The organism is Pseudoxanthomonas mexicana (genome assembly GCF_014397415.1).
Classification (GTDB): domain Bacteria; phylum Pseudomonadota; class Gammaproteobacteria; order Xanthomonadales; family Xanthomonadaceae; genus Pseudoxanthomonas_A; species Pseudoxanthomonas_A mexicana.
The window spans coordinates 273,644-296,132 of record NZ_CP060731.1; the positions used below are offsets into that span (position 1 = coordinate 273,644).

Below are 22,489 nucleotides of genomic sequence, written 5' to 3' on the forward strand. Positions count from 1 at the left end.
TGGATCCGCGCCGGGACCCGCGACGACCATGATGCGATCCGTCGCGTCACCGACGCGGCGGTCGCCTGCCACGACGCATTCACTCTCGCCCGATCCTTGCCGGAGCACGCATGCCCATGACGAAGCGACGGTATCCCGCCCTGCTGGTGCTGCTGGCCAGCCTGTCCGCAATGACCGGCTGCCAGGACACGCCGCGCGCCCTGCAGCAGGCACGCGACACCCTCGCACGCACCCTGCCCGCGCCCTACTTCGAGGATCTGGTGACCGAATCGGTGTCGGTCGAAGGCGACCGCCTGGTGCTGCTGGTACGCAGCCCGACGGGCGATGCGGACAAGACCCGGCAGGTGCCCGGGTTCGACGCGCTACGCCAGAGCGAGCAGCAGCAGATGGCATCGCTCTGCGCGCTGCCCGCCGTGCAGCCGCTGCTGGGCACCGATGCCGTGCTGGTGCGCCGTTTCGTCGACCGCCACGACACGCTGTTCTTCGAAACCGAACTTCCCGTAAGCGAGTGCCCGGCGCCGCCGGCGTGATCGCGCCATCCCTGCATGAGGAATGCCCCTTGAAAGTCCTGGTCATCGGTTCCGGCGGTCGCGAACACGCCCTGGCATGGAAACTGGCGCAGTCGCCGCGCGTGGACGAGGTGATCGTCGCGCCCGGCAATGCGGGCACGGCGACGGAGACGAAATGCCGCAACGTCGCGATCAAGGTCACCGATATCGAGGGCCTGCTGACGCTGGCGCAGGATGAAGGCGTGGGCCTGACCGTGGTCGGCCCGGAAGTGCCGCTGGTGGCGGGCGTGGTGGATCGTTTCCGCCTGGCGGGCCAGCGCATCTTCGGCCCCACGGCGGCCGCCGCGCAGCTGGAAGGCAGCAAGGCCTTCGCCAAGGACTTCCTGGCACGCCACGGCATTCCCACCGCGTTCTATGCCGTGCATACCGATGTCGACGCGGCGCTGGCCTACATCCGCGAGAAAGGCGCGCCGATCGTCGTGAAGGCCGATGGCCTGGCGGCGGGCAAGGGCGTGATCGTGGCGATGACGCTGGACGAAGCCGAGGCCGCGGTGCGCGACATGCTGTCGGGCAACGCCTTCGGCGATGCCGGCGCGCGCGTGGTGATCGAGGAATTCCTCGAGGGCGAGGAAGCCAGCTTCATCTCGATGGTCGATGGCGCCACCGCGCTGCCGATGGCCACCAGCCAGGACCACAAGCGCGTCGGCGACGGCGACACCGGGCCCAACACCGGCGGCATGGGCGCCTATTCGCCCGCGCCCGTGGTGACCCCCGAGGTGCATGCGCGGGTCATGCGCGAGGTGGTGAACCCCACCGTGCAGGGCATGATCGCCGATGGCGTGCCGTTCACCGGCTTCCTGTATGCCGGCCTGATGATCGATGCCAGCGGTGCGCCCAAGGTCATCGAATTCAACGTGCGCTTCGGAGACCCGGAAACGCAGCCGGTGATGCTGCGCCTGCAGTCGGACCTGGTGGACCTGGTGGAAGCGGCGATCGACGGCAAGCTCGAGGCGACCGGGGCGCAGTGGGACCCGCGCCCGTCGCTGGGCGTAGTGATGGCCGCCGCGCCGTACCCGGACGCGCCGCGGACCGGCGACGTGATCGTCGGACTGGACGACGTGCCCGCGACGGCCAAGGTCTTCCATGCCGGCACGGCACTGGATGCGGAAGGCCGCGTCGTCAGCGCCGGCGGGCGCGTGCTGTGCGTGGCCGCGCTGGGCGAGTCGGTCTCCGATGCGCAGCGCAACGCGTACGCGGGCGTCGCGAAGGTGCGATGGACGAACGAGTTCCACCGCACCGACATCGGCTGGCGCGCGATCGCGCGCGAACGCGCGGACGCCTGAGCCCTACGGGGCCTGCACGAAGCTCGCCGCGTACTCGCGAGGCGCGCTGCGCAGGTACTGCGGCGCGATGGCGATCCGCTCGCCCAGCGCCGCGGCTGCGTGCCAGGGCCAGCGCGGGTCGTAGAGGATGCCGCGGGCGATCCCGACCGCATCGGCCTGCGCCTGCTGCAGGATGCCTTCCGCCTGCTGCGGCGTGGTGATCAGGCCGACGGCGATCACCGGCATGCCCACCTCGCGCTTGATCGCCTCGGCGAACGGCACCTGGTAGCCGGGCGCCAGTTCGATCTTCTGCGCCGGATGCAGGCCGCCGCTGGACACATGGAGGAAGTGGCTGCCGCGCGCCTCCAGCGCCTTCGCCAGCACGAGGCTCTGCGCCAGGTCCCAGCCGCCGTCGACCCAGTCGGTGGCGGAGATGCGCACGCCGACCGCCATCGAGGCCGGCACCGCGGCCTTCACCGCATCGAACACCTGCAGCAGCAGGCGCATGCGGTTCTCCAGCGAACCACCGTAGGCGTCGTCGCGCTGGTTGCTCAACGGCGACAGGAACTGGTGCAGCAGGTAGCCGTGCGCGGCGTGGATCTCGATCAGGTCCAGGCCCAGGCGTACCGCCCGGCGCGCGCTTGCGGCGAAGGCGGCGATGACGGCGTCGATGCCCGCCTGGTCCAATGCGTGCGGCGGATGCTGGCCTGCGCTGTAGGGAAGCGGCGATGCCGACACCGTCTGCCAGCCGTGCGGCGCTTCCGGCGGGATCTGCGCGCCGCCGTGTTCCCAGGGGCGATGCGTGGATGCCTTGCGCCCCGCGTGCGCCAGCTGCACGCCCAGCGGCATCTTCGAATAGCGGCGCGTCGCCGCCAGCGCCCGGGCGAACGCGGCCTCGGTGGTGTCGTCCCACAGGCCCAGGTCCGCCCAGCTGATGCGGCCCTCCGGCAACACCGCGGTGGCCTCGACGATCGCCAGCCCGGCACCGGACTGGGCGAGGTTGGGCCAATGGAAGGCATGCCAGTCGGTGGCCCGCCCCTCCTCCGCGGAGTACTGGCACATCGGCGCGATGACGATGCGGTTGGACAGGCGCAGCGGCCCGAAATCGAGCGGCGAGAACAGACGGCTCATGGCAAGGGGCATCAGGGACGTGGGGGCGCCACTATCCGCCCGCTCCCGGTCGGCATCAACGCCGCAAACGGAACACTGTCGGGCGCGACGGCTGGCAGCGTCACCGCGATTTGCTAGGCTGCGCGCAACCCACGGAGGGCGCATGTCCGGCTACAGCCAGTTCTCGCTGCTGACACAACGGCGGTTCCTGCCTTACTTCACCGTCCAGGCCCTGGGCGCCTTCAACGACAACGTGTACCGGCAGGCCATCATCGGCCTGCTGATCTTCCTGGGCGCGAGCACCGAGGACCGCGCGCTGTACGCCATCGTGGCGCCCGCGATCTTCATCCTGCCGTACTTCCTGTTCTCCGCCATCGCCGGCCAGATCGCCGAGAAGCTGGAGAAGCAGCGCCTGATCGTGATCACCACCACCATGGAGATCGTGATCATGTCGCTGGCGGCCGTGGGCTTCCTGCTGCAGAACCTGCCTGTGTTGCTGGTGGCGCTGTTCTGCACCGGCGTGCAGTCCACGCTGTTCGGGCCGGTGAAATATTCGGTGCTGCCGGCGATCCTCAAGCCGGAGGAGCTGACCGGCGGCAACGGCCTGGTCGAGATGGGCACCTCCATTTCGATCCTGTGCGGCATGATCGCCGGCGGCATGATCTTCCAGGTGGCCGGCGCGCATGGCCCGCAGGCCGCCGCCATCGCCATCGTGCTGCTCGCCGTGCTCGGCAACGTGCTGTCGCGGATGATCCCGCGCATGGACGCGGGCGCGCCCGACCTGAAGGTGCACTGGAATCCGATTCCCGAGTCGCTGGCGGTGCTGCGCATGGCCAAGCAGCAACTGGCCGTGCGCAACGCAATCCTGGGCGTGTCGTGGTTCTGGTTCTTCGGCACCCTGCTGACCTCGCAGCTGCCGACCTACGCACAGCTCCACCTGGGCGGGCCGGCCGATTCGGCCACGCTGTACGTGTTCGCGCTGGCGCTGTTCTCCATCGGCACCGGCGTGGGTTCGCTGCTGTGCGAAAAGCTGTCCGGCCGCACGGTCGAGATCGGCCTGGTGCCGGTGGGCGCGTTCGGCATGAGCGCGTTCCTGCTGGACCTGTATTTCGCGCGACCCGGCCTGGCGCCCGTGGGCGGGTTGGACCTGGCGCAGTTCCTGCGCCAGCCCGGCAGCGTGCGCCTCATCGTGGACCTGCTGGGGATCGGCCTGTTCACCGGCATCTTCGTGGTGCCGCTGTTCGCGTTGATCCAGAGCCGCACGCACGCCTCGCAGATGGCGCGCGTGTTCGCCGCACTGAACATCCAGAACTCGGGCTTCATCGTGCTGGCCGCACTGGCCGGCCTGGCCCTGCAGCGCGGGCTGGGCTGGAGCAGCCCGCAGATGTTCCTGGCGCTGGCGATCGCCAACGCCGTGGTGGCGATCTGGATCTTCACGATCGTGCCCGAGTTCCTGATGCGCTTCCTCAGCTGGCTGCTGGTGCGCACGCTGTACCGGCTGCGCCTGCACGGCATCGAGAAGAACGTGCCGGACGAGGGCCCGGCGCTGATCGTGTGCAACCACGTCAGCTACATGGACGCGCTGATCCTGGCCGCCACCATTCCGCGTCCGGTGCGGTTCGTCATGTACTACAGGATCTTCAACATCCCGGTGATGAGCTGGATCTTCCGCACCGCCAAGGCGATTCCCATCGCCGGCGCGAAGGAGGATCCGGAGCTGATGCGCCGCGCGTTCGAGGAGATCGACGCGGCGCTGGCGGCGGGCGAGATCGTGGGCATCTTCCCCGAAGGCGCGCTGACGAAGGACGGCGAGATCGCCGCGTTCAAGTCCGGCGTGGAGAAGATCCTGGAACGCCGCCCGGTACCGGTGGTGCCGATGGCCCTGAAGGGGATGTGGACCAGCATGTGGAGCCGGCGCGATACGCGCCTGGGCCGCATGCGCGTGCCGCGCCGCTTCCGCGCGCACGTGGAGGTGATGGCGGGCGAGCCGATGGACGGCGCGACGGCCACCGCCGATGTACTGGAGGCCCGCGTGCGCGCGCTGCGCGGCGACGCGGCGTGATGCTTCCACCCGGCCGCCATCCCGGCTAGGCTGTCCGCGGGGATCCTCGTTCGCTACACGTGCCTGCCGCCTGCGGTGGACGTTCCCGTCCGTCTTCCTGCCGCAAGAGAACCGTCATGAGCGCCATCCCGCCCGCCACGCCAGGCCCCTATGTTCCCAACCATCTGGTGTGGGCCATCCTCAGCACGCTGTTCTGCTGCCTGCCGCTGGGCATCGTCTCCATCGTGTTCGCCGCGCAGGTGGACGGCAAGCGCGCCGCAGGCGATCTGGCCGGCGCGCAGGAGGCCTCGCGCAAGGCGTTGAACTGGGCCATCGCATCGGCGCTGATCGCGCCCATCCTGATCGCGCTGTGGTTCTTTTTGTTCGGCGGTCTGGCACTATTGGGCGGCCTGAGCGGCATGTGAGCCGGCTCGCACGATCTCTCCACTCTTCACAAGGAACGCCTGCATGAGCGCCGTACCTCCCATGCCTCCGACCACCGCACCGGGCAACGTGCCCAATCACCTCGCATGGGCCATCGTGTCGACGGTGCTGGCCACCTGCCTGTGCTGCCCGCTCGGCCTGATCGGCATCGTGGCCATCGTGTTCTCGTCGCAGGTGAACGGCAAGCTCAACCAGGGCGACCTGGAAGGCGCGCAGCGCGCGTCGGCCAATGCCAAGACCTGGTGCTGGGTCGCCACGGCGTTCGCCATCATCGGCCTGCTGATCAACATCGCCATGTTCGCCACCGGCGGCATGGAGCAGTACATGATGATGATGGAACAGATCCAGCAGTCGCAGTGATCGCACTGCGTGCCCCGCACTATCTGGCACTGACGGCGGCGGCCCTTGCGGCCGCCGTCGGCGTCTGGCTGTTGCGGGAATTCGATCCGAACGCGGCGCACAGCCCGTTCCCCGGCTGCATGTTCCGTGCGTTGACCGGCTATTTCTGCGTCGGCTGCGGGCTGACCCGCGCGCTGCATGCGCTGGTCCACGGCGATCTGGCGCGCGCGTTCTCGATGAACCCGCTCGCCATGCTGCTGCTGCCGGCCATCCCGATGATGATCGCGCACGGACAGGGCTGGCGCCCGCGCACGCTGGAGCCCGTCATGCGCGTCCTGCTGGCGCCGCGGTTCTGGCTGGTCCTGCTGCCGGCCTACTGGATCGCGCGCAACCTGCCCTGGTTCCCCTTCTCGATGCTGGCCCCGGGCTGAGCAGCGCACGCGGCTACCCTTTCCTTCCACTCCATCCACCCGGAGATCCTTCGCTTGAACACCAGCCCGTCCTACGTCCCCAATCATCTCGTGTGGGCGATCCTGTCCACGCTGTTCTGCTGCCTGCCGCTGGGCATCGTCTCGATCGTGTTCGCCGCGCAGGTCAACGGCAAGCTGGCCGCCGGCGACGTCGCGGGCGCACAGGAAGCCTCGGACAAGGCGAAGAAGTGGGCCATGTGGTCGGCGATCGCCGGCGTGTCCCTGGTCGTGCTCTACATCATCTTCATCTTCGCGATGGGCGGCATGGCGGCGCTCTCGCAGTAACCGGGCAGCCAAGCCTGCGATGGAAAGGCCCGCTTCGGCGGGCCTTTTCATGTCCCGGGTCAGCCCACCCAGCCGCCGATCACGAACACCGCCAGCACTGCCAGCCACAGCAGCAGGATGCGCCACACCAGGCTCATCGCGTCGCGCAGTTCGGGCAGCTCACGCATGGCCTGCACCATGCCTTCCTCGGCGTACTCTTCGGCCTCTTCCGCCAGTTCGCCGCGCACGCTGGCGCGCGCGGCGCTGCCCAGGAAGCCGGTGTGCAGACGGAACTGCGTGCCGCCCGCTTCGCGCCAGGTCGAGAACACGGTGTCGAAGTTGCCCACCAGCGCCATCGCCAGCGTCATCAGCTGGGCCACCGGCCAGTCCAGGGCGGTGACCAGTGCGCGTGCGCCCACGCGGGTCTGTTCCGGCAGTTCGGTCGCCGACTCGCCGTCGACGGCCAGCGAGGACATGCGATAAAGCAGCGCCCCCACCGGCCCCAGCAGCAGGAACCAGAACAGCACGCCGAACCAGCGGCGCAGGGCATTGGCGAACACCGCTTCGACCAGCGCCGGACCGTCCAGCGCCGCCGCTTCGCCGGTCAGGCCCAGGCGCGCGATGGCGGCGCGGCGCGTGGGCGCATCGTGCGCGTCGATGATCGCTTCCACATCCACGTCGAGATCACGCGGACCCCAGGCATACACCAGCACCACGATGTCGAACAGCAGGCCCGGCAGACCGTACAGCGGCCCGTCCAGCAGCCACTGCAGCAGCGCGACCACCAGCAACACCGGCACCAGCGCCAGCGCGATGCCGTAGCGGCCACCCCAGAATCCGGCACTTCCGCGCCCGCCCTCGCCCAACCAGCGCAGCCATGCGTCGTACCAGGCGTGCCGGCGGAACGCCGCGACCAGCGAAGGGGCCACGTGGCCCAGCACCAGCGCCAGCACGACAGCGACAAGCGTGATCGACATGCGGTTCCTCCAGCAGGGGGATTCTAGTCCCGCCGCCCGTTAATGCCCGGTCTCGGCTTGCGTCGGCGCATCCACGCGGCGCGTCCGCATGCCGGCGTGCCAATGTTCGATCAGGGCGCGCGCGATGGAGATGGAAGGCGACAGCAGCAGGCCGGCCCCGTCGTCGTTGCCGTCCCGGGCCAGCGCCGCGCCGATCTCCCCGAAGGTGAACCAGCGCGCGTCCTCCAGCTCGCCATCGACCTGCGGCGGGTCGGGCTCGGCGACCGCGCTGAAGCCGAGCATCAGCGCGCCGGGGAACGGCCAGGGTTGCGAACCGAGATAGCGGCAATGCCGCACGCGCACCTGTGTCTCTTCCAGCACCTCGCGCGCCACGGTCTGCTCCAGCGTCTCGCCGGGCTCGACGAAACCGGCGACCACCGAGTAGCGCCTGGGGGGCCAGGCCGCCTGCCGCCCCAGCAGCAGGCGCTCGCCATCGCTGACGGCGACGATCACGGCCGGGTCGACGCGGGGATAGTGGTCCTTGCCGCAGTGGGTGCAATGGGCGATGTAGCCCGCGCGCCGGAACGTGATGGCGCCGCCGCAGGCGCTGCAGAAGCGCGTGGCGGACTGCCAGTGCAGCAGCGCGCGCGCCATGGCGAAAACGCCCGAATCGAAGGCGGGCCATGCCGCCGCCGCGCGGCGTAGGTCGATCCGGGATGGCGCATCCACCGGATGGTGCCGCGCATCGGCGGCGAACCAGGCCTCGCCGTCCTTCAGGCCGAGGAACAAGCTGGCTCCCGGGCCGCCGCCCAGCGTCGCGCCCGACATCGCGGACAACATGCCCGCCTCGTCCGCCAGCGCACGCCCGTCCTCGTCGAGCAGCAGCACGCGCGCGGACGGCCACAGGCGCGCCAACGCCTCGGCATCGTCACGCAGCGCATCGGCGCGATCCAGCGTATCGCCTGCGAAGGCGAAGCCGGCCAGCGGAACGGGGAGAGCGATCGGACCTGTCACGGAACGCGGCAGGCCGGGGTTCACATGCTGAAACTGCTGCCGCAGCCGCAGGTGGTCTTGGCATTGGGGTTGCGGATCACGAACTGCGCCCCCTGCAGGCTTTCGCTGTAGTCCACTTCCGCGCCCATCAGGTACTGCAGGCTCAGCGGGTCCACCAGCAGCGAGACGCCATCGGTATCGACGGCCACGTCGTCCTCGGCGCGGTTCTCGTCGAACTCGAACCCGTACTGGAAGCCCGAACAGCCGCCGCCCTGGATGTAGACGCGCAGCGCCAGGCTGTCGCTGCCCTCTTCGTGGATCAGTTCGCGCACCTTCGCCGCCGCGGCGGGCGTGAAGTTCAGCGGCCGGTCGATCGACTGGTAGTCGGGCGCGGCGGGTGCGGTGGGCAGTGAGACGACGGTGGTCATGGCGGAAGGATGGGGGCTGGCGGAAGTCAGTTCAAGCTCAGTGCGTGTCGGCGCCCTCGCCTGCGCCTTCCTTCGCCGCGGCCTGCGCCCACGGGAACGACTGTTCCACCGCGGCGCCGCCCTGTGGCACCACACGCGCGATGACCCGGACGGGCTTGAAGCCAGGCGGCAGCAGCAGGTCGCCTTCGACCTGCTGGAAATACTTGAACGAGTAAGGCACGCCCGGTGCATTCGGCTGCTGGCGCAGGTCGGACCAGGCCAGGCGGCGCAGCTTGCCGGCCTCGGTGCCTTCCACCGATACCAGCAGGCGGCCGGCGTTCACGGCGCCGCGATTGAGGTTCTGGGTGAGCGTGGCGGTGAAGTGCCAGGCCTGCTCGTCCTGCGGCTGCAGGGTCAGTTCGTGCACGGACAGACCGCGGCGCTGGGCGGTGGCACCGACGAAGCGTTCGTAGAAGGCCACATCGGCGCGCAGGCCGGCGATTTCCTCGTCGCGTTCGGACAGCGTGGCCTGCAGGTCGCGGTTGGCGTCGCGGCTGATCTGGTCCGAGCGCGACAGCGTAGCCACCTGCTGTTCCAGCGATTCGATCCGGCGCTGCTGCGCGCGCAGCTGCGCAGGCGTGGCGTCATCGCCCGCGCCGCCTGCCAGCCCGCGCCACAGGCCCCAGCCGCCCAGCACCAGGGCGATGGCCACGGCGATGCCGGCGATCACCGGCCCCCTGCGGAAACGGGGCGGTGGCACGGTCGGCGGAGCGGGCCTGGCGTTCATGGCCGCAGGATAGCGCGGCCGGTCCCAGCAGGCTCTGAATGCCCGGTCAGGCGTCGGCGGCCGCCCAGGCTTCCGGCTGGACCGCGCCCTCGTGCCCCGCGGCGGGCACGGCATCGGCATGCACCAGGCGCCCGGTCAGCTGCGCACCCGCGCTCATCTCCACCACCTTGTAGTGCAGGTTGCCCTGCACGCGGGCCTTGCCCGCCAGTTCGATGCGCTCGTGCGCGTGCACGTCGCCGGTCAGGCGACCGTTGATCACCACCACCGGTGCCTGCACCTCGCCCTCGATGCTGCCCTGCTCGGCCAGGGTCAGCACGGCGCGTTCCCCGGCTTCGGCGATCACCTTGCCCTGGATGTGCCCTTCCACGTACAGGCCACCACAGAACATCACGTCGCCGCGGATGGTGACCTGGGGACCGATCAGGGTGTCGATGGCGCCCACGTCGGGACGGATGGGCTTGGGCTTGAACATCTCACTTGCCTCCTGCGGCTGTGGCGGTTTTCCAGTCGAAGGCCTGCTCCACCGCCGCGTCCTCGCCGTTCAGCGTCACCTTGACGCGTTGCGGCGTGAACCCGTGCGGCAGCATCACGTTGCCGTCCAACTGCTGGAAATAACGGAAGGAATAGGTCTGTCCGGGCGCGCCGCGCTGCTGGTGCAGTTCGTCCCACTGCACGGCGGCGAGCTTGCCGTCGCGCACGCCCTCGACGCTGAAACGCATCTGCCCTTGGCTGATCGCGCCGCGGTTGAGCGTCTGCGTCAGCATGATCTGGTAACGCCAGGTGCCGCCGGCTTCCGGGGCGAACTCGGCCACATGCACGCTGAGCCCCTTGCGCTGGCTGGTCGATCCCACCAGGCGCTCGTAGAAGGCCACGTCGGCGCGCAGTGCGGCGATTTCCTCGTCGCGCTCGGCCAGCGCATCCTGGACCTCGGCGTTGGCGGCGCGGCTGATCTGGTCGGAACGGGCCAGGGTGGATTCGCGCTGGCGCAGTGTGCGCGCCTCGGCCTGCGCCGCCTGCAACGCCTGCTCCGCGCGCACCCGCGCCGCATCGGCCTGCGCCAGGCGTGGGGCCGCGGTATGGCTGGCGACGAACCAGACCGCGCCCAGGCTGGCGAGCCAGGCCAGGCCCAGCAACAGCGACGTGCCGCGGCGGCGTACGGCCACGTCGCGAGGCACGATCCGGAAGCGGGAAGGAACAGGTGCGGACATGACGGACGGGCGGCGGGCGATGCTCAGCCGGCAGCCAGACGGGACCCCTATACTCGCCGCAGTGGCGCGAGCCCACGAGTCTAACGGGAGTGGCCGGGATGTCCGAAGCGCATCTTTTCGTAATTGGGATCCTGTTGGCATGGATGGCCGGGATCCGCGTCTACCTCACCGTGTTCGGCGTGGGCCTGGCCGGCGCCCTCGGCTGGCTGGACCTGCCGCCCGCGCTGCAGGCCACCCAGTCCTGGTGGGTGCTGGGCACCTCCGGTGCGCTGGCCCTGGCCGAGTTCTTCGCCGACAAGATCCCGGGCGTGGATTCGGGCTGGGACCTGCTGCAGACCCTGGCCCGCGTGCCGGCGGGCGCCTTCCTCGCCGCGGCCACGCTGTCGCCCGACGGACAGCTGAGCGGCGGCGCGCTGGCCGCGGGGGCCGGCATCGCCCTGACCAGCCATGTACTGAAAAGCGGATCGCGTGCGCTGATGAACACCTCGCCCGAACCGGTCAGCAACTGGGCCGCCTCGGTCACCGAGGATGCCGTGGTGGTCGGCGGGCTGGCGTTGGCCTTTGCGCACCCCTGGATTGCGTTATGTCTGGTGATCGGGGTGTCGCTGCTGATCGCCGTGGCGGTGTGGTGGGTCTGGCGCAAGGTCGCGCGCGGACTGAAGCGCCTGCTGCAGACGGCGCCCTCGGCGCAGGCGACACCCCCGACCTCCGGCCCGTGACAGGGGCCGGCGCTTCGGGGATCATGGCCCTCCTGCCTCGGCCGTGAACTTGATCGCATAATGGGGCTCAGCTTGGGGAAGCCTGATGTCCGTCCTCGATTCCACGTCCCGCCCGCAGGATGAGCCCTCGCGCTCGCGCCTGCGTGCGGAAACCCCGCCGGCGCATCATTGGCGCCGCTGGGTGGGCGATGCCACGCCCGAGGACATGGAAGAGGCCCCCGATGCCGGAGAGTCCCCCACGATGAATTCCCTCCCGCAGCCCCCCGTCGACACCGCGCCGGCCACCCCGCCCACGGAGGCGCCCGCCGCGGCCGCGCCCCAGGCCCCCGAGCCGGTCGATCCCGAATCCCCGTACCGCGTACTGATCGTCGAGGACGACCGCGGGCAGGCGCTGTTCGCGCAGAGCGTGCTGCACGGCGCCGGCATGCAGGCCGAGGTGCAGATGCAGTCGGACGGCCTGCTGGACGCGATGCGCCGCTTCCGCCCCGACCTGGTGCTGATGGACCTGCACATGCCGGGCAAGGACGGCATGTCGCTGACCATGCTGCTGCGCCAGCAGCCCGAATACCTGCACCTGCCGATCGTGTTCCTGACCGGCGACCCGGACCCGGAGCGCCAGTTCGAGGTGCTGGAAAGCGGCGCCGACGATTTCCTCAACAAGCCGATCCGGCCACGCCACCTGATCGCGGCGGTCTCCAACCGCATCCAGCGCGCGCGCCAGCGCACCCAGGCGCTGCAGGCCCCGCGCCCCTCGGTCAACAGCGACACCGGCCTGCCCACGCGCACCTTCGTGCTGCAGCACCTGGCCGACTCGCTGCAGCGGCAGTCGCGCGGCGGTCTGTTCTTCGTCGAGGTCAACAGCGCGCTGAGCCTGCGCGAACGCTACGGCTACGCGGTGTTCGAACACCTGATGAACCAGGCGGGCCGCCAGCTGGCCGCCGCTGCGTCGCCGCACCCGGTGGCGCGCCTGAACGACAACAGCTTCCTGATGCTGGCCGACGGCGTGGACGAAAGCACGCTGCCGGCACTGGCCCAGCAGTTGCGCGACGGGCTGGGCAGCCATGATTTCCAGACCCGCGCCAACGAAGTGCTCAAGCTGCGCAGCTCGGTGGGCTATACCGCGCTGTCGCTGGGTTTCGCCGACGCCGGCAGTGCGCTGGAGGCGATCGAGCGTGCGGTGCTGCAGGCCCGGCTGAAGCCCGACAGCGTGGCCGAGTACGTCCCGGCCGAGATCGACGACGATGCCCCGCGCATCTCGCTGGAGGACGGGCAGTTCGAGCTGGCCTATCAGCCCATCGTGGCCGTCGCCGGCAGCGAGCAGGCGCAGTATCAGGTGCTGCTGCGCATGCGCCAGCCCGACGGCTCGCTGCTGCCCGCCTCGCAGGTGATTCCCGCCGCCGAACTGGCCGGCGGCATCGCCCAGATCGATCACTGGGTGCTGGAACACGCGCTGTTCGTGCTGGCCGAACGGCAGGCCCAGGGCCCGTCGCTGCGCCTGTTCGTTTCGCAGTCGCCGCGCTCGCTGGCGCGCGAGTCGCATGCGCAGTGGCTGCTCGACGCTCTGCGCGCGCGCGGCATCGAGGGCACGTCGCTGGTCATCGACCTGCGCCTGGCCGATGCGCTGATCCACACCGTCACCCTGCGCCAGTTCTGCCAGCAGCTGATGCCGGCGGGCGTGCAGTTCTGCCTCAGCCAGTTCGAGCCGGGCGCCGAAGCCGATGCGCTGCTCACGCAGTTGCCGCTGGGCTTCGTGCGCGTGTCCAGCAAGTACGCCAGCGCCCACGCCGACATGCAGTTGCGCGACCAGCTGCGCGGGATCATCGACAACGCCCACCGCCAGGGCCTGCAGGTGATCGGCCAGCAGATCGAGGATCCGCAGGCCGCCGCGGCCATGTGGATGGGCGGCGTCGACTTCATCCAGGGCAACCTGGTGCAGGCGGTCGGCAGCGAACTCGGCTTCGACTTCCACAACGCGGTGCTGTAACGATGCCCGCCGCCGGACGGACGCCGGTGATGCCTTGGGTGACGGCCGCGTTCGCCGCGGCATCGCTCGCGTCGGTCGGGTTGCAGCAGGCCGGCATCGCGGGCCCTTGGCTGCCGGTCGCCCTGGGCAGCGGTGCCTGCGCCCTGGCGTCCGCCATCGCGACTGCGCTGCAGTCGCGTGCGCAGGCGCACCTCCAGGCCGGCATCCAGGCGCGGGCGGCGATGGCCGAATCCGAACGCGACGGTCTGCAGCGCGACCTGCAGCGCCACGACCGCCTGGAACAGGAGCTGCTGCGCGCCAAGCAGGCCGCCGAATCGGCCGCGATGGCGAAGGGCGAGTTCCTGGCCACGATGAGCCATGAGATCCGCACGCCGCTCAACGGCATCGTGCCGATGCTGGAGATGCTGTCGCGCGCGCCGCTGGCGCCGGACCAGCGCGAGATGCTGAGTACGGCGACCGCCTCCTCGCACCAGTTGCTGCGCATCGTCGACGACATCCTCGACTACTCCAAGCTGGAAGCGAACAAGCTGGACCTGGAGATCACCGGGTTCAACCTGCGCGAACTGCTCGACAGCGTGTTGCAGCTCATGTATCGGCCGGCCGAGAACAAGGGCCTGCGCCTGAGTCTGCAGCTGGACCCGGCCGTGCGCCTGCCGGTGCGTGGCGACCCGGTGCGCCTGCGCCAGGTGCTGACCAACCTGGTGGGCAACGCCATCAAGTTCACCGATCGCGGTTCGGTCACGCTGGTGGTGCGCCGGCTGGGGGAGACGGCGGCGCAGCACCTGCTCCGCTTCGAGGTGCGCGATACCGGCATCGGCATCGAGGAGGATGCCCGCCACCGCCTGTTCCATTCCTTCAGCCAGGCCGACGCCTCCACCACGCGCCTGTACGGCGGCACCGGGCTGGGCCTGGCGATCTGCCGGCGCATCGTCGACCTGATGGGCGGGCGCATCGACGTGGTGTCCGAGGTCGGTCGCGGCTCGACGTTCTGGTTCGAAGCGCCGCTGATGAAGGTCATCGGCGACCTGCGCCAGCGCGACAACGGCGCGCTGGACCACGGACGGGTGCTGATCGTGTCGCCCGATGCACGCCTGCGCCAGCGCCTGACCCTGCTGGCCACCAACTGGGGCATGCAGCCGGTGGCGGTGGAGACCACGCAGGAGGCGATGGATCGGCTGCGCCTGGTCGGAGAGCAGGGACAGCAGGACTACCTGGCCGTGCTGGCGGACATCGGCGGCATCCGCAGCACCGCCCTGGCACTGCACCGGGCGATCGCGCGACGGCCCTCGCCGGACGCGCTGCGGCTGGTGTGGCTGTACGGCGACGAGGCCGTGCCGACCGAACTGCAGCCGCGCAGCACGCAGCTGTCGCGGCAGTCGCCGGATGCGGACCTGCGCGCGGCCCTCACCGGTGCTGCGCCGGAGCAGGACGCGACTGACCTGCTGCCGACGATGGAGGAGATCTTCCCGGAACCTGTGCGCGAGCCGGCCCAGGCCGCACCCGTCATCGATGCTTCCGCATCACCGCAGCCCCCCGCTTCCGTGACCACGCCCGCCGTCGTCGAACCGGCTGCGGCGGCCCCGGAACCCGCCATCGTCAGCGCCATGCGCACCGAGCCGCGCCTGCTGCTGGTGGAGGACAACCCGGTCAACCTGCTGGTGGCGCAGAAGCTGCTGGCCGCGCTGGGCTTCAACTGCGACACCGCCGCAAACGGCGACCTGGCCCTGAAGCGCATGCAGGCCGATGCGTTCGACCTGGTGCTGATGGACTGCCAGATGCCGGTGCTGGACGGCTACGCCGCGACGCGCCGCTGGCGCGAACTGGAAGCCGAGCGCGCCGACGGCGCCCGCCTGCCCATCGTGGCGATGACCGCCAACGCAATGGCCGGCGACCGCCAGCGCTGCCTGGACGCGGGCATGGATGATTACCTGGCCAAGCCGGTCTCGCGCGAACAGCTGGAAGGGTGCCTGCATCGCTGGCTGCCGGACCGCATGAATTTCGTGCTGCGCAACGCAGCCTTGGTCCCGCCCGCCGAACCGGCCCCGCCGCCCCCCGCGGTCGCCACCGCGCGCGCGCCGGCGCCGAGCTTCCCGGTGCTGGACCAGACCATGCTGGAGGAACTGCGCGAGATCGCGGGCGACGAGACCACGCGCATCATCACCATCTTCCTGGAGGATGCGCCGCGCCTGATCGGTACCTTGGAGAAGGCCGCGGCGGTGCCGGACCTGGACGCCATGCGCGATGCCGCGCACACGCTGAAGTCCTCCAGCGCCAACGTCGGTGCGATGGCCCTGTCCGCCGCCGCCAAGCGGGTGGAACTGGGCGCGCGTGCGCGCAAGCTGGAACGCCCGGCCGTCGCCGTGGCGCTGGTCATCGCCGAATACGCGCGCGCGCGCATGGCGCTGCAGGGCTATGCGGCGCAGCAGCTGGGCCGGCCGCTGCTGCCGGTGCCGCCGCAGGCGCGGCCGCCGTCACCGGTGCAGCCGGCGTCGGCAACGCCTCAGTCGTCGAGCTTGGTCAACAGGTAGTTCGGCTCGCCGATGCGGTCGATCACCGACAGCTGGGTTTCCAGCCAGTCGATGTGTTCCTCTTCCGAATCCAGGATGTCCACGAACAGCTGCCGGCTGACGTAGTCGGCCACCGATTCGCAATAGGCGATCGCTTCGCGCAGCGGCGGCAGCGCTTCCTGTTCCAGCGCCAGGTCGCACTCGAGGATCTCGCGCGGCGTCTCGCCGATGCGCAGCTTGCCCAGCGCCTGGAAATTGGGCAGCCCATCGAGGAACAGGATGCGCTCCGACAGCTTGTCGGCGTGCTTCATCTCGTCGATGGATTCCTTGTACTCGTGCTCGGCCAGTTCCTTGAAGCCCCAGTTCTTCAGCATCTTGGCGTGCAGGAAGTACTGGTTGATCGCGGTCAGCTCGTTGTAGAGCGCCTTGTTGAGGTACTCGATGACCTTGGCGTCGCCTTTCATGGCCATGCTCCGTGGGCGGATGGACGGCACAGGTTAGCCCGCGCACGACCCCGGTGCCGGAACGCGAATCGTGATCATCTTGGCGCGCAGGGACCCGCCGACGGCGGCGCGGCTGGCCGCGTCAGGCGGCGTTCGACAGGGTGAGGATCGGGAGCAGCGACTCGCGCGGGGCCGGTTGCGCCGCCTGCAGGATGTCCGCCGCCATCTCCAGGCAGCTGCCGCAGGTGGCGCCGGCGCCGGTCCGCATGGTGAGTTCGGCCACGGTGGCGCACCCGGCGGCGGCGGCTTCTCGGATCTGGCGGTCGGTCACGCCATTGCAGATGCAGACGTACACGGTGTCGGCGGCAGGACGGCGAGCACGGGGTGGCCCGCGACCATTCCACCTTGAATGAGAATGATTGTCAATTCTTGGCAGGTTCGCCGGTCCCGCCCCGTTTACGTGCGGGCCGGTCGCGGCCACGACGACGCGGCCCGTCCGGCACGCGGGGGGCGGCAGCGGGCAAGGCGGCAGGGATGGCCTGGGGGCCGGCCACGGAGCGGGCGAAGGTGGCCAGGTGGCCCAGGGCACGGGCATAGACGCGGCGCTTGAAGATCACCACGTGTTCCAGCGGGTACCAGAAGTCCACCCAGCGCCAGTGGTCGAACTCGGGGCTTTCGGTCAGATCCAGCCGCAGGTGGGCTTCGTCGCCGATCAGGCGCAGCAGGAACCAGACCTGCTTCTGGCCGATGCAGACCTGGCGTTCATTGCGGCGGATGGCGCGGGGCGGCAGGCGATAGCGCAGCCAGCCGGGCGTGACGCCCAGAACTTCGACATGTTCGGGCAGCAGGCCGGTTTCTTCGCGCAACTCGCGGTACATGGCCTCGACCGGGGTCTCGTCCGTGTTCATGCCGCCCTGCGGGAACTGCCAGCCATCCCGGCGCACGCGCCGTGCCCAGAACACCCGGCCATCGGGCCGCATCAACACGATGCCGACATTGGGTCGGTAGCCGTCCGGATCGATCACGATGCGGACTCCTGAAATCTACTGTCCCCGACTCTGCCACGCCCCGCTGCAGGCGACAAGCGCGGCCGCCCTGCTTGACAGGCAGGGGGTCGAAATGAAGAATACGCGGTTCACGCGGCTATGTAGCTCAGCCGGTTAGAGCACAGCACTCATAATGCTGGGGTCGGTGGTTCGAGTCCACCCATAGCCACCAGATTCCCGAGCGGAATCAACGCGTTGAGAGAAACCCGCCGAGAGGCGGGTTTTTTGTTGCCGGGACGGGAGCTGCCGGTCACGGGCGACCCCCACGATGCCGATCGCCGCGACTCCGGCGTCCCACCCCGTCATTCGTCGTGCCAGAGCTCATGGCTGTCCACGAGGACGCGAAGACGGGCTTCCTCGGCCGCAATACGCGCTTCAGTCTCGTTCAATGCAATCTGGCGCTGCATCCGCTCGGCCATCAACCAGTCCGACAGCGGGAGTTCGCCCAGCTGCCAACCGCGATGCACGCGCTGGCTGGCAGCTTGGCTGGCGTCCCATGCACGGCGCTGGGCCTGCCACTGCGCGTATCGGACGCGTACGGCTTCGACGCTTCGCTCCGCCTCGCGACGGATGTCGCGGTGCAGGGCGGCGGCGTCGCCATGCAGTGCCGCGGCCGCGGCGGATTCCGCGGCCGCGGTGGCGCTGCGGTACCGCCCGCCGATCGGTACGGACACCACCACGCCGAGCGCCTGTTCGGCGCCGCCGCGATCATTCATCAGGCGCAGGCCGATGGTGGGGTCGGCGAAGCGGTCGGCGCGACTGCGCGCAGCAAGGGCATCGGCCTGGGCGGCATCGGCTTCGAGGGCGGCGATCTCGTGACTCCGCTCGACGATGCGCCGAGCCCAGACCTCAGCGGGCTCCGTCAGCGGTTGCGGGACCGTCACCTCGGGAACCCGCGCCGGCAGCGGCAACGACGGAAAATCGGTCGTCAGCGCCTGCCGCGCGACGTCCACCGCACTGCTGGCCGCCAAGTGCTGCGCCTCGGCCTGGGCCAGATCCACTCCCAGCAGATCGAGATCCTTCTGCGCGGCATCGCCTACCTGTACGCGACGCCCCAGCGCAGCGTGCTCCCGCCGCAGGGCCTGCAATTGGGCATCCAGCTCCCTGCGCTGTGCGTCGGCGCGCAACCAGGCCGTCCAGCCGTCCAGGAGTCGGCGGGCCGCCTGGTGGCGCGCATCGTCCAGGCGCAACTCCGCAGCCAGCACGCCCAACTCACCGATGCTGCGGTCCAACGCCACCTTGCCCGGCAGCCGGAAGGCGCGCCCCACCTGCACCTCGTATTCGCGATAGCCACGCCCGCCTTCGGCCTCGTCGACGTTGCGCTGCTGGACGATGGCGCTTGCAGTGACCTCATGAGGACCCACCGCACGGGCGCGGGCCTGCGCCCGTGCCGCGTCGAGCCGGGCACGGGCAGCCTGCACTTCCGGTTGCGCGCCGATAGCCTGGGCGACGCGCAGGGGATTCGGCAGCCATTGCGCTGCGTGCACAGGCGAGACGACGAGGGACAGCAGCACCAGAAGCACGATCTTCATCCTAGCCTTCCCATCGCCAGCACAGGTTCGGTCCACCAACGCACGTCGTGGGAATCCACATGCGTACGCAACAATTGAAGTACGTCCTCGACGCGATCGGCCTCCACCACCATCCACAGCACCCGCCGCTGGATCCGTCCACGCACCTGCTCCGCGCTGGAAGCGCGGCTGAAATCGCTGCTATGACCCTCGGCATGCAGCAAGGTGAACCCGGGCATCGAGGCATCCGCGCTGATCGCTTCGGTGATGGGCTCTTCCAGCCCTGGCGGAAACAGCACGCTCAGACGCAGCAAGCTCATGCCGTGGCTCCTTCAACGGGTGCGATGCCATCGTGCGCGCGCAGGGTATCGGGCTGACCGAATCGGTAGTACAGCAACGGCATCAGCAGCAAGGTGAGCGCCGTGGCCGATACCAGCCCACCGACCACCACGATCGCGAGGGGGCGCTGGATTTCCGAGCCCGGCCCCGACGCGAGCAACAGCGGCACCAGACCCAGTGCGGTAATGCTGGCCGTCATCATCACCGGACGCACTCGCCGCCATGCGCCCTCGCGCACCACTCGCTGCATCGGCAATCCCTGTGCATGGAGCTGGTTGAACTGGGTCACCAGCACCAGGCCGTTGAGCACGGCCACCCCGAGCAGCGCGATGAAGCCCACCGAAGCCGGCACCGACAGATACTGGCCGGACATCCATAGTGCAAGCACGCCACCCACCAGCGCGAAGGGGACATTGCACAGGATGAGCAGCGCCTGCCTGGCCGAGCCGAACGTCATGAACAGCACCACGAAGATCAGGCCCAGCGCCACCGGCACCACCAGTCCCAGGCGCGCGGCTGCACGCTGCTGGTTCTCGAATTGTCCGCCCCACTGCAGCGAGTAGCCTGCGGGAAGTGCGATCCGGGACGCCACGGCTCGCTTGGCCTCATCCACGAATCCGACCAGGTCGCGCCCGTCCACATTGGCCTGCACCAGGGCGAAGCGCGCGCCGCCCTCCCGCCCGATCTTGACGGGACCACTGCCAGGCCGGATCCGGGCCAGCGCCGATAACGGTACCTCACCGCCCTCGGGCAGGCTGATCTGGATGCGAGCGAAGCGTTCGGCGGACATCCGCACCTCATCGCCTCCGCGAACGAGTATCGGCGTGCGCCGGTCCGGCTCGATGACATGCCCCGCCGCCACGCCCTCGACCTGCGCACGCAGCTCATCCTGCACATCGGCCACCGACAACCCGTAGCGCCCCGCGGCGGCGGCATTGATGTCGAGCTTGAGGTAGTCCACGCCCTCGGTCGTCTGGGTCAGCACATCACGCGCACCCGGCACCTTCTCCACGGTTGCCGCCACGCGCGTGGCAAGATCACCCAGCACCCCAAGGTCGGGACCGAACACCTTGATGGCCAGGTCGCCGCGGCTGCCGGTGAGCATCTCCGAAACACGCATCTCGATAGGCTGGGTGAAGCCGTACTCGATGCCGGGAAACTCGATGAGCTTCCGACGGATCTGCTCGATCAACCAGCCCTTGTCCGGCTCGCGCCACTCGCTTTTCGGCTTGAGCTTCAGGAACATGTCGGTCTCGTTCAGGCCCATCGGATCCAGACCCAACTCATCGGACCCGACGCGCGACACCACGTGGTCGACCTCGGGCAGGTTGCGAAGCGCACGCCCAACCGCGATGTCCAGCTCCACCGACCGCTCGAGTGAAATGGAGGGCGATTTCTGCAACTGCACCAGGATGTCGCCCTCATCCATGGTCGGCATGAAACTCTTGCCAACGCCCAAATAGCCGACGACGCCCAGCACCAGCGCCAGCCCTGCCCCGATGAAAGCCATGCCCGGCCTGGCCAACACCTTGTCCAGCAGCGGCCGGTAGAAGCCGTCGATCTTCCGCATCAGCCATGGTTCGCTGTGTGCATGCTCTTTCAGGACGAACGAGGCCACCACGGGCACGAAGGTCAAGGACAACAGCAACGACGCCCCGAGCGCGAACACGATGGTCAACGCGACCGGACTGAACAGCTTGCCCTCCAGTCCTTCCAGGGTCAGCAGCGGCAGGAAGGTCAGTACGATGATCAGCATGCCTGCGGCCACCGGCGTGGCCACCTCGCGCGCCGCCGCGTAGACCCGGTGGAGACGCGGCAGATGCGCGCCGGCGGCCTCGGGGCCGAGCCGGGCCACGGTGTTCTCCACCACCACCACCGCCGCATCCACCAACATGCCGATGGCGATCGCCAAGCCACCCAGGCTCATCAGGTTGGCGCTTTGACCGGTCAACTGCATCAGCAGGAAGGTGAACAAGGAGGCGAACGGCAGCATGGAAGCGACCACCACCGAGGCGCGCCACTCGCCCAGGAACAGCAGCAACAGGATCACCACCAGTACGGTGGCCTCCATCAGCGCGCGGGTCACCGTTCCAACCGCGCGTTCGATCAGCGCACTGCGGTTGTAGAACGGCACGATCCGGACGCCAGCGGGCAGGCTTGGCCCGAGCTCGGCCAGGCGCGCCTCGACACGCGCTATCAGCTGCGAAGCGTCGGTACCCCGCAGCGCGACGACGATGCCCTGCACCGCCTCGTCCTCGCCATCCTTGGCCACCGCGCCATAGCGCGTCAATGCGTCCACCTTCACCTGTGCGACGTCCCTGATCCGGATCGGCGGCATGCCGGCGCGCACCACGACGTTGCCGATGTCCTCGAGCGAACGCAGTGCGCCTTCGGCGCGGACGATCAAGGCCGATTCGCCGGCCCGCAGGCGGCCCGCGCCGTCGTTCCGGTTGTTCCGCTCGAGCGCATCGGCGATATCGCGCAGGCGCAAGCCGGTCGCGGCCAAGCGGACGCGGTCCGGCACCACCACGAAGCTGCGCGCATGGCCACCCAGCACGTTCACGTCCGCCACGCCGGGCAGCGTGCGCAGGGCCGGACGCAGGGTCCAGTCGAGCAGGCTGCGGCGCTCCTGCAGACTCAGGTTGCCGCCCTCGACGGTGAACATGTAGACGTCCGACAGCGGGGTGGAGATCGGCGCAAGACCTCCGCCCACATCAGCGGGCAGCAGCGGGACGACGTTGCCGTAGCGCTCGGCCACCTGCTGTCTCGCCCAGTAGATGTCCGTCCCTTCTGCGAAATCCAGCGTGATGTCGGCGATGGCGTACTTGGACGTGGACCGCAGCATCACGGCGCGCGGCACGCCCAGCAACTCCATTTCCAGCGGACCGATGACCCGCGCCTCGACTTCCTCGGGCGTCATCCCGGGCGCCTTGAGCACCATCTTCACCTGGGTGGGCGAGATGTCGGGAAACGCATCGATCGGCAGGCGGCCGAAGGCGATCATGCCAGCTGCCGCGATGCCGAACGCAACCAGCAGGACCAGCAGGCGCTGGCGCAGCGAGAACTCGATCAGGCGTGCGAGCACGGCGA

22 protein-coding genes, 1 tRNA gene and 1 pseudogene are annotated in these 22,489 nt (G+C 69.5%); 11 read left to right on the top strand and 13 right to left on the bottom strand.

Annotated elements, in window-relative coordinates:
* The first annotated feature begins 116 nt into the window (after positions 1 to 116).
* Together IAE60_RS01330 and purD are read left to right on the top strand one after the other, a co-directional pair.
* On the top strand, positions 117 to 530 hold the full coding sequence (locus IAE60_RS01330; RefSeq protein ID WP_187573574.1) for a hypothetical protein: 414 nt from the start codon (positions 117 to 119) through the stop codon (positions 528 to 530).
* A gap of 29 nt (positions 531 to 559) precedes the next feature.
* Positions 560 to 1,852: a phosphoribosylamine--glycine ligase gene (gene purD / locus IAE60_RS01335; RefSeq protein WP_187573575.1), complete on the top strand. Its 1,293-nt coding sequence runs from the start codon at positions 560 to 562 to the stop codon at positions 1,850 to 1,852.
* 3 nt (positions 1,853 to 1,855) lie between these two features.
* Here the strand turns inward: purD and IAE60_RS01340 are convergent, their stop codons facing one another.
* Complete coding sequence (locus tag IAE60_RS01340; protein WP_187573576.1) at positions 1,856 to 2,962, bottom strand: NADH:flavin oxidoreductase/NADH oxidase; 1,107 nt, start codon at positions 2,960 to 2,962, stop codon at positions 1,856 to 1,858.
* Between the two features lie 142 nt (positions 2,963 to 3,104).
* On the opposite strand from IAE60_RS01340, the gene IAE60_RS01345 reads away from it, so the two are divergent.
* From IAE60_RS01345 to IAE60_RS01365, 5 genes are all read left to right on the top strand, one after another.
* A complete protein-coding gene (locus IAE60_RS01345) occupies positions 3,105 to 5,003 on the top strand; it encodes an MFS transporter (protein WP_187573577.1) in 1,899 nt (632 codons plus the stop codon).
* Between the two features lie 116 nt (positions 5,004 to 5,119).
* Positions 5,120 to 5,407, top strand: a complete 288-nt coding sequence (locus IAE60_RS01350; RefSeq protein ID WP_185894331.1) for a CD225/dispanin family protein — start codon at positions 5,120 to 5,122, stop codon at positions 5,405 to 5,407.
* 43 nt (positions 5,408 to 5,450) lie between these two features.
* On the top strand, positions 5,451 to 5,786 hold the full coding sequence (locus tag IAE60_RS01355; protein WP_162111174.1) for a CD225/dispanin family protein: 336 nt from the start codon (positions 5,451 to 5,453) through the stop codon (positions 5,784 to 5,786).
* Positions 5,786 to 6,196 carry a DUF2752 domain-containing protein gene (locus IAE60_RS01360; RefSeq protein WP_185897104.1) on the top strand — a complete coding sequence of 137 codons (411 nt, stop codon included), beginning with the start codon at positions 5,786 to 5,788 and terminating at the stop codon, positions 6,194 to 6,196. Before IAE60_RS01355 ends, IAE60_RS01360 begins: the two co-directional genes overlap by 1 nt.
* 54 nt (positions 6,197 to 6,250) lie before the next feature.
* Positions 6,251 to 6,520 (top strand): CD225/dispanin family protein, encoded by a 270-nt coding sequence (locus IAE60_RS01365; RefSeq protein WP_185894332.1) that lies wholly within the window; start codon positions 6,251 to 6,253, stop codon positions 6,518 to 6,520.
* Between the two features lie 59 nt (positions 6,521 to 6,579).
* Here IAE60_RS01365 and IAE60_RS01370 read toward each other — a convergent pair whose 3' ends face one another.
* The 6 genes from IAE60_RS01370 to IAE60_RS01395 are packed head-to-tail and all read right to left on the bottom strand — an operon-like array spanning position 6,580 to position 10,850.
* Positions 6,580 to 7,476, bottom strand: a complete 897-nt coding sequence (locus IAE60_RS01370; RefSeq protein ID WP_187573578.1) for a regulatory signaling modulator protein AmpE — start codon at positions 7,474 to 7,476, stop codon at positions 6,580 to 6,582.
* Between the two features lie 39 nt (positions 7,477 to 7,515).
* Complete coding sequence (gene nudC / locus IAE60_RS01375) at positions 7,516 to 8,469, bottom strand: NAD(+) diphosphatase (RefSeq protein WP_244966626.1); 954 nt, start codon at positions 8,467 to 8,469, stop codon at positions 7,516 to 7,518.
* Between the two features lie 20 nt (positions 8,470 to 8,489).
* Positions 8,490 to 8,876 carry an iron-sulfur cluster insertion protein ErpA gene (gene erpA / locus IAE60_RS01380; RefSeq protein ID WP_185894334.1) on the bottom strand — a complete coding sequence of 129 codons (387 nt, stop codon included), beginning with the start codon at positions 8,874 to 8,876 and terminating at the stop codon, positions 8,490 to 8,492.
* 37 nt (positions 8,877 to 8,913) lie between these two features.
* Positions 8,914 to 9,642 carry a DUF6776 family protein gene (locus tag IAE60_RS01385; RefSeq protein WP_185894335.1) on the bottom strand — a complete coding sequence of 243 codons (729 nt, stop codon included), beginning with the start codon at positions 9,640 to 9,642 and terminating at the stop codon, positions 8,914 to 8,916.
* Between the two features lie 46 nt (positions 9,643 to 9,688).
* Positions 9,689 to 10,114 (bottom strand): bactofilin family protein, encoded by a 426-nt coding sequence (locus tag IAE60_RS01390; RefSeq protein WP_185894336.1) that lies wholly within the window; start codon positions 10,112 to 10,114, stop codon positions 9,689 to 9,691.
* Position 10,115: 1 nt separating this feature from the next.
* On the bottom strand, positions 10,116 to 10,850 hold the full coding sequence (locus IAE60_RS01395; protein WP_187573579.1) for a DUF6776 family protein: 735 nt from the start codon (positions 10,848 to 10,850) through the stop codon (positions 10,116 to 10,118).
* A gap of 98 nt (positions 10,851 to 10,948) precedes the next feature.
* Between IAE60_RS01395 and IAE60_RS01400 the strand changes: the two genes are divergently transcribed.
* From IAE60_RS01400 to IAE60_RS01410, 3 genes and pseudogenes are all read left to right on the top strand, one after another.
* Positions 10,949 to 11,569, top strand: a complete 621-nt coding sequence (locus IAE60_RS01400; protein ID WP_187573580.1) for a DUF4126 domain-containing protein — start codon at positions 10,949 to 10,951, stop codon at positions 11,567 to 11,569.
* Positions 11,570 to 11,654: 85 nt separating this feature from the next.
* The gene (locus IAE60_RS01405) at positions 11,655 to 13,553 is read left to right on the top strand and encodes an EAL domain-containing protein (RefSeq protein ID WP_187573581.1); all 1,899 of its coding nucleotides are present in this window, start codon (positions 11,655 to 11,657) and stop codon (positions 13,551 to 13,553) included.
* Between the two features lie 29 nt (positions 13,554 to 13,582).
* Positions 13,583 to 15,976: pseudogene (locus IAE60_RS01410) on the top strand (hybrid sensor histidine kinase/response regulator); the annotation flags it as partial.
* A 77-nt stretch (positions 15,977 to 16,053) separates the two neighbouring features.
* On the opposite strand, the gene bfr reads toward IAE60_RS01410, so the two are convergent.
* The 3 genes from bfr to IAE60_RS01425 form a co-directional block, all read right to left on the bottom strand.
* Positions 16,054 to 16,524, bottom strand: coding sequence for a bacterioferritin (bfr, locus tag IAE60_RS01415; RefSeq protein WP_162111468.1), 471 nt, complete (start codon positions 16,522 to 16,524; stop codon positions 16,054 to 16,056).
* 121 nt (positions 16,525 to 16,645) lie between these two features.
* Positions 16,646 to 16,858: a (2Fe-2S)-binding protein gene (locus tag IAE60_RS01420; RefSeq protein ID WP_162111469.1), complete on the bottom strand. Its 213-nt coding sequence runs from the start codon at positions 16,856 to 16,858 to the stop codon at positions 16,646 to 16,648.
* Between the two features lie 67 nt (positions 16,859 to 16,925).
* Entirely contained in the window at positions 16,926 to 17,528 is a 603-nt protein-coding gene (locus tag IAE60_RS01425; RefSeq protein WP_187573583.1) for an RNA pyrophosphohydrolase, read from the bottom strand.
* A gap of 116 nt (positions 17,529 to 17,644) precedes the next feature.
* On the opposite strand from IAE60_RS01425, the gene IAE60_RS01430 reads away from it, so the two are divergent.
* A tRNA-Met gene (locus IAE60_RS01430) sits at positions 17,645 to 17,721 on the top strand.
* A gap of 130 nt (positions 17,722 to 17,851) precedes the next feature.
* Here IAE60_RS01430 and IAE60_RS01435 read toward each other — a convergent pair.
* From IAE60_RS01435 to IAE60_RS01445, 3 genes are read right to left on the bottom strand one after another with little or no spacing between them, the layout of a single operon-like run.
* Positions 17,852 to 19,081, bottom strand: a complete 1,230-nt coding sequence (locus tag IAE60_RS01435; protein WP_187573584.1) for a TolC family protein — start codon at positions 19,079 to 19,081, stop codon at positions 17,852 to 17,854.
* Entirely contained in the window at positions 19,078 to 19,380 is a 303-nt protein-coding gene (locus IAE60_RS01440; RefSeq protein ID WP_187573585.1) for a DUF3240 family protein, read from the bottom strand. The genes IAE60_RS01435 and IAE60_RS01440 overlap by 4 nt, the downstream gene beginning before the upstream one ends.
* Complete coding sequence (locus IAE60_RS01445; protein WP_187573586.1) at positions 19,377 to 22,484, bottom strand: efflux RND transporter permease subunit; 3,108 nt, start codon at positions 22,482 to 22,484, stop codon at positions 19,377 to 19,379. The genes IAE60_RS01440 and IAE60_RS01445 overlap by 4 nt, the downstream gene beginning before the upstream one ends.
* Between the last annotated feature and the right edge of the window lie 5 nt (positions 22,485 to 22,489).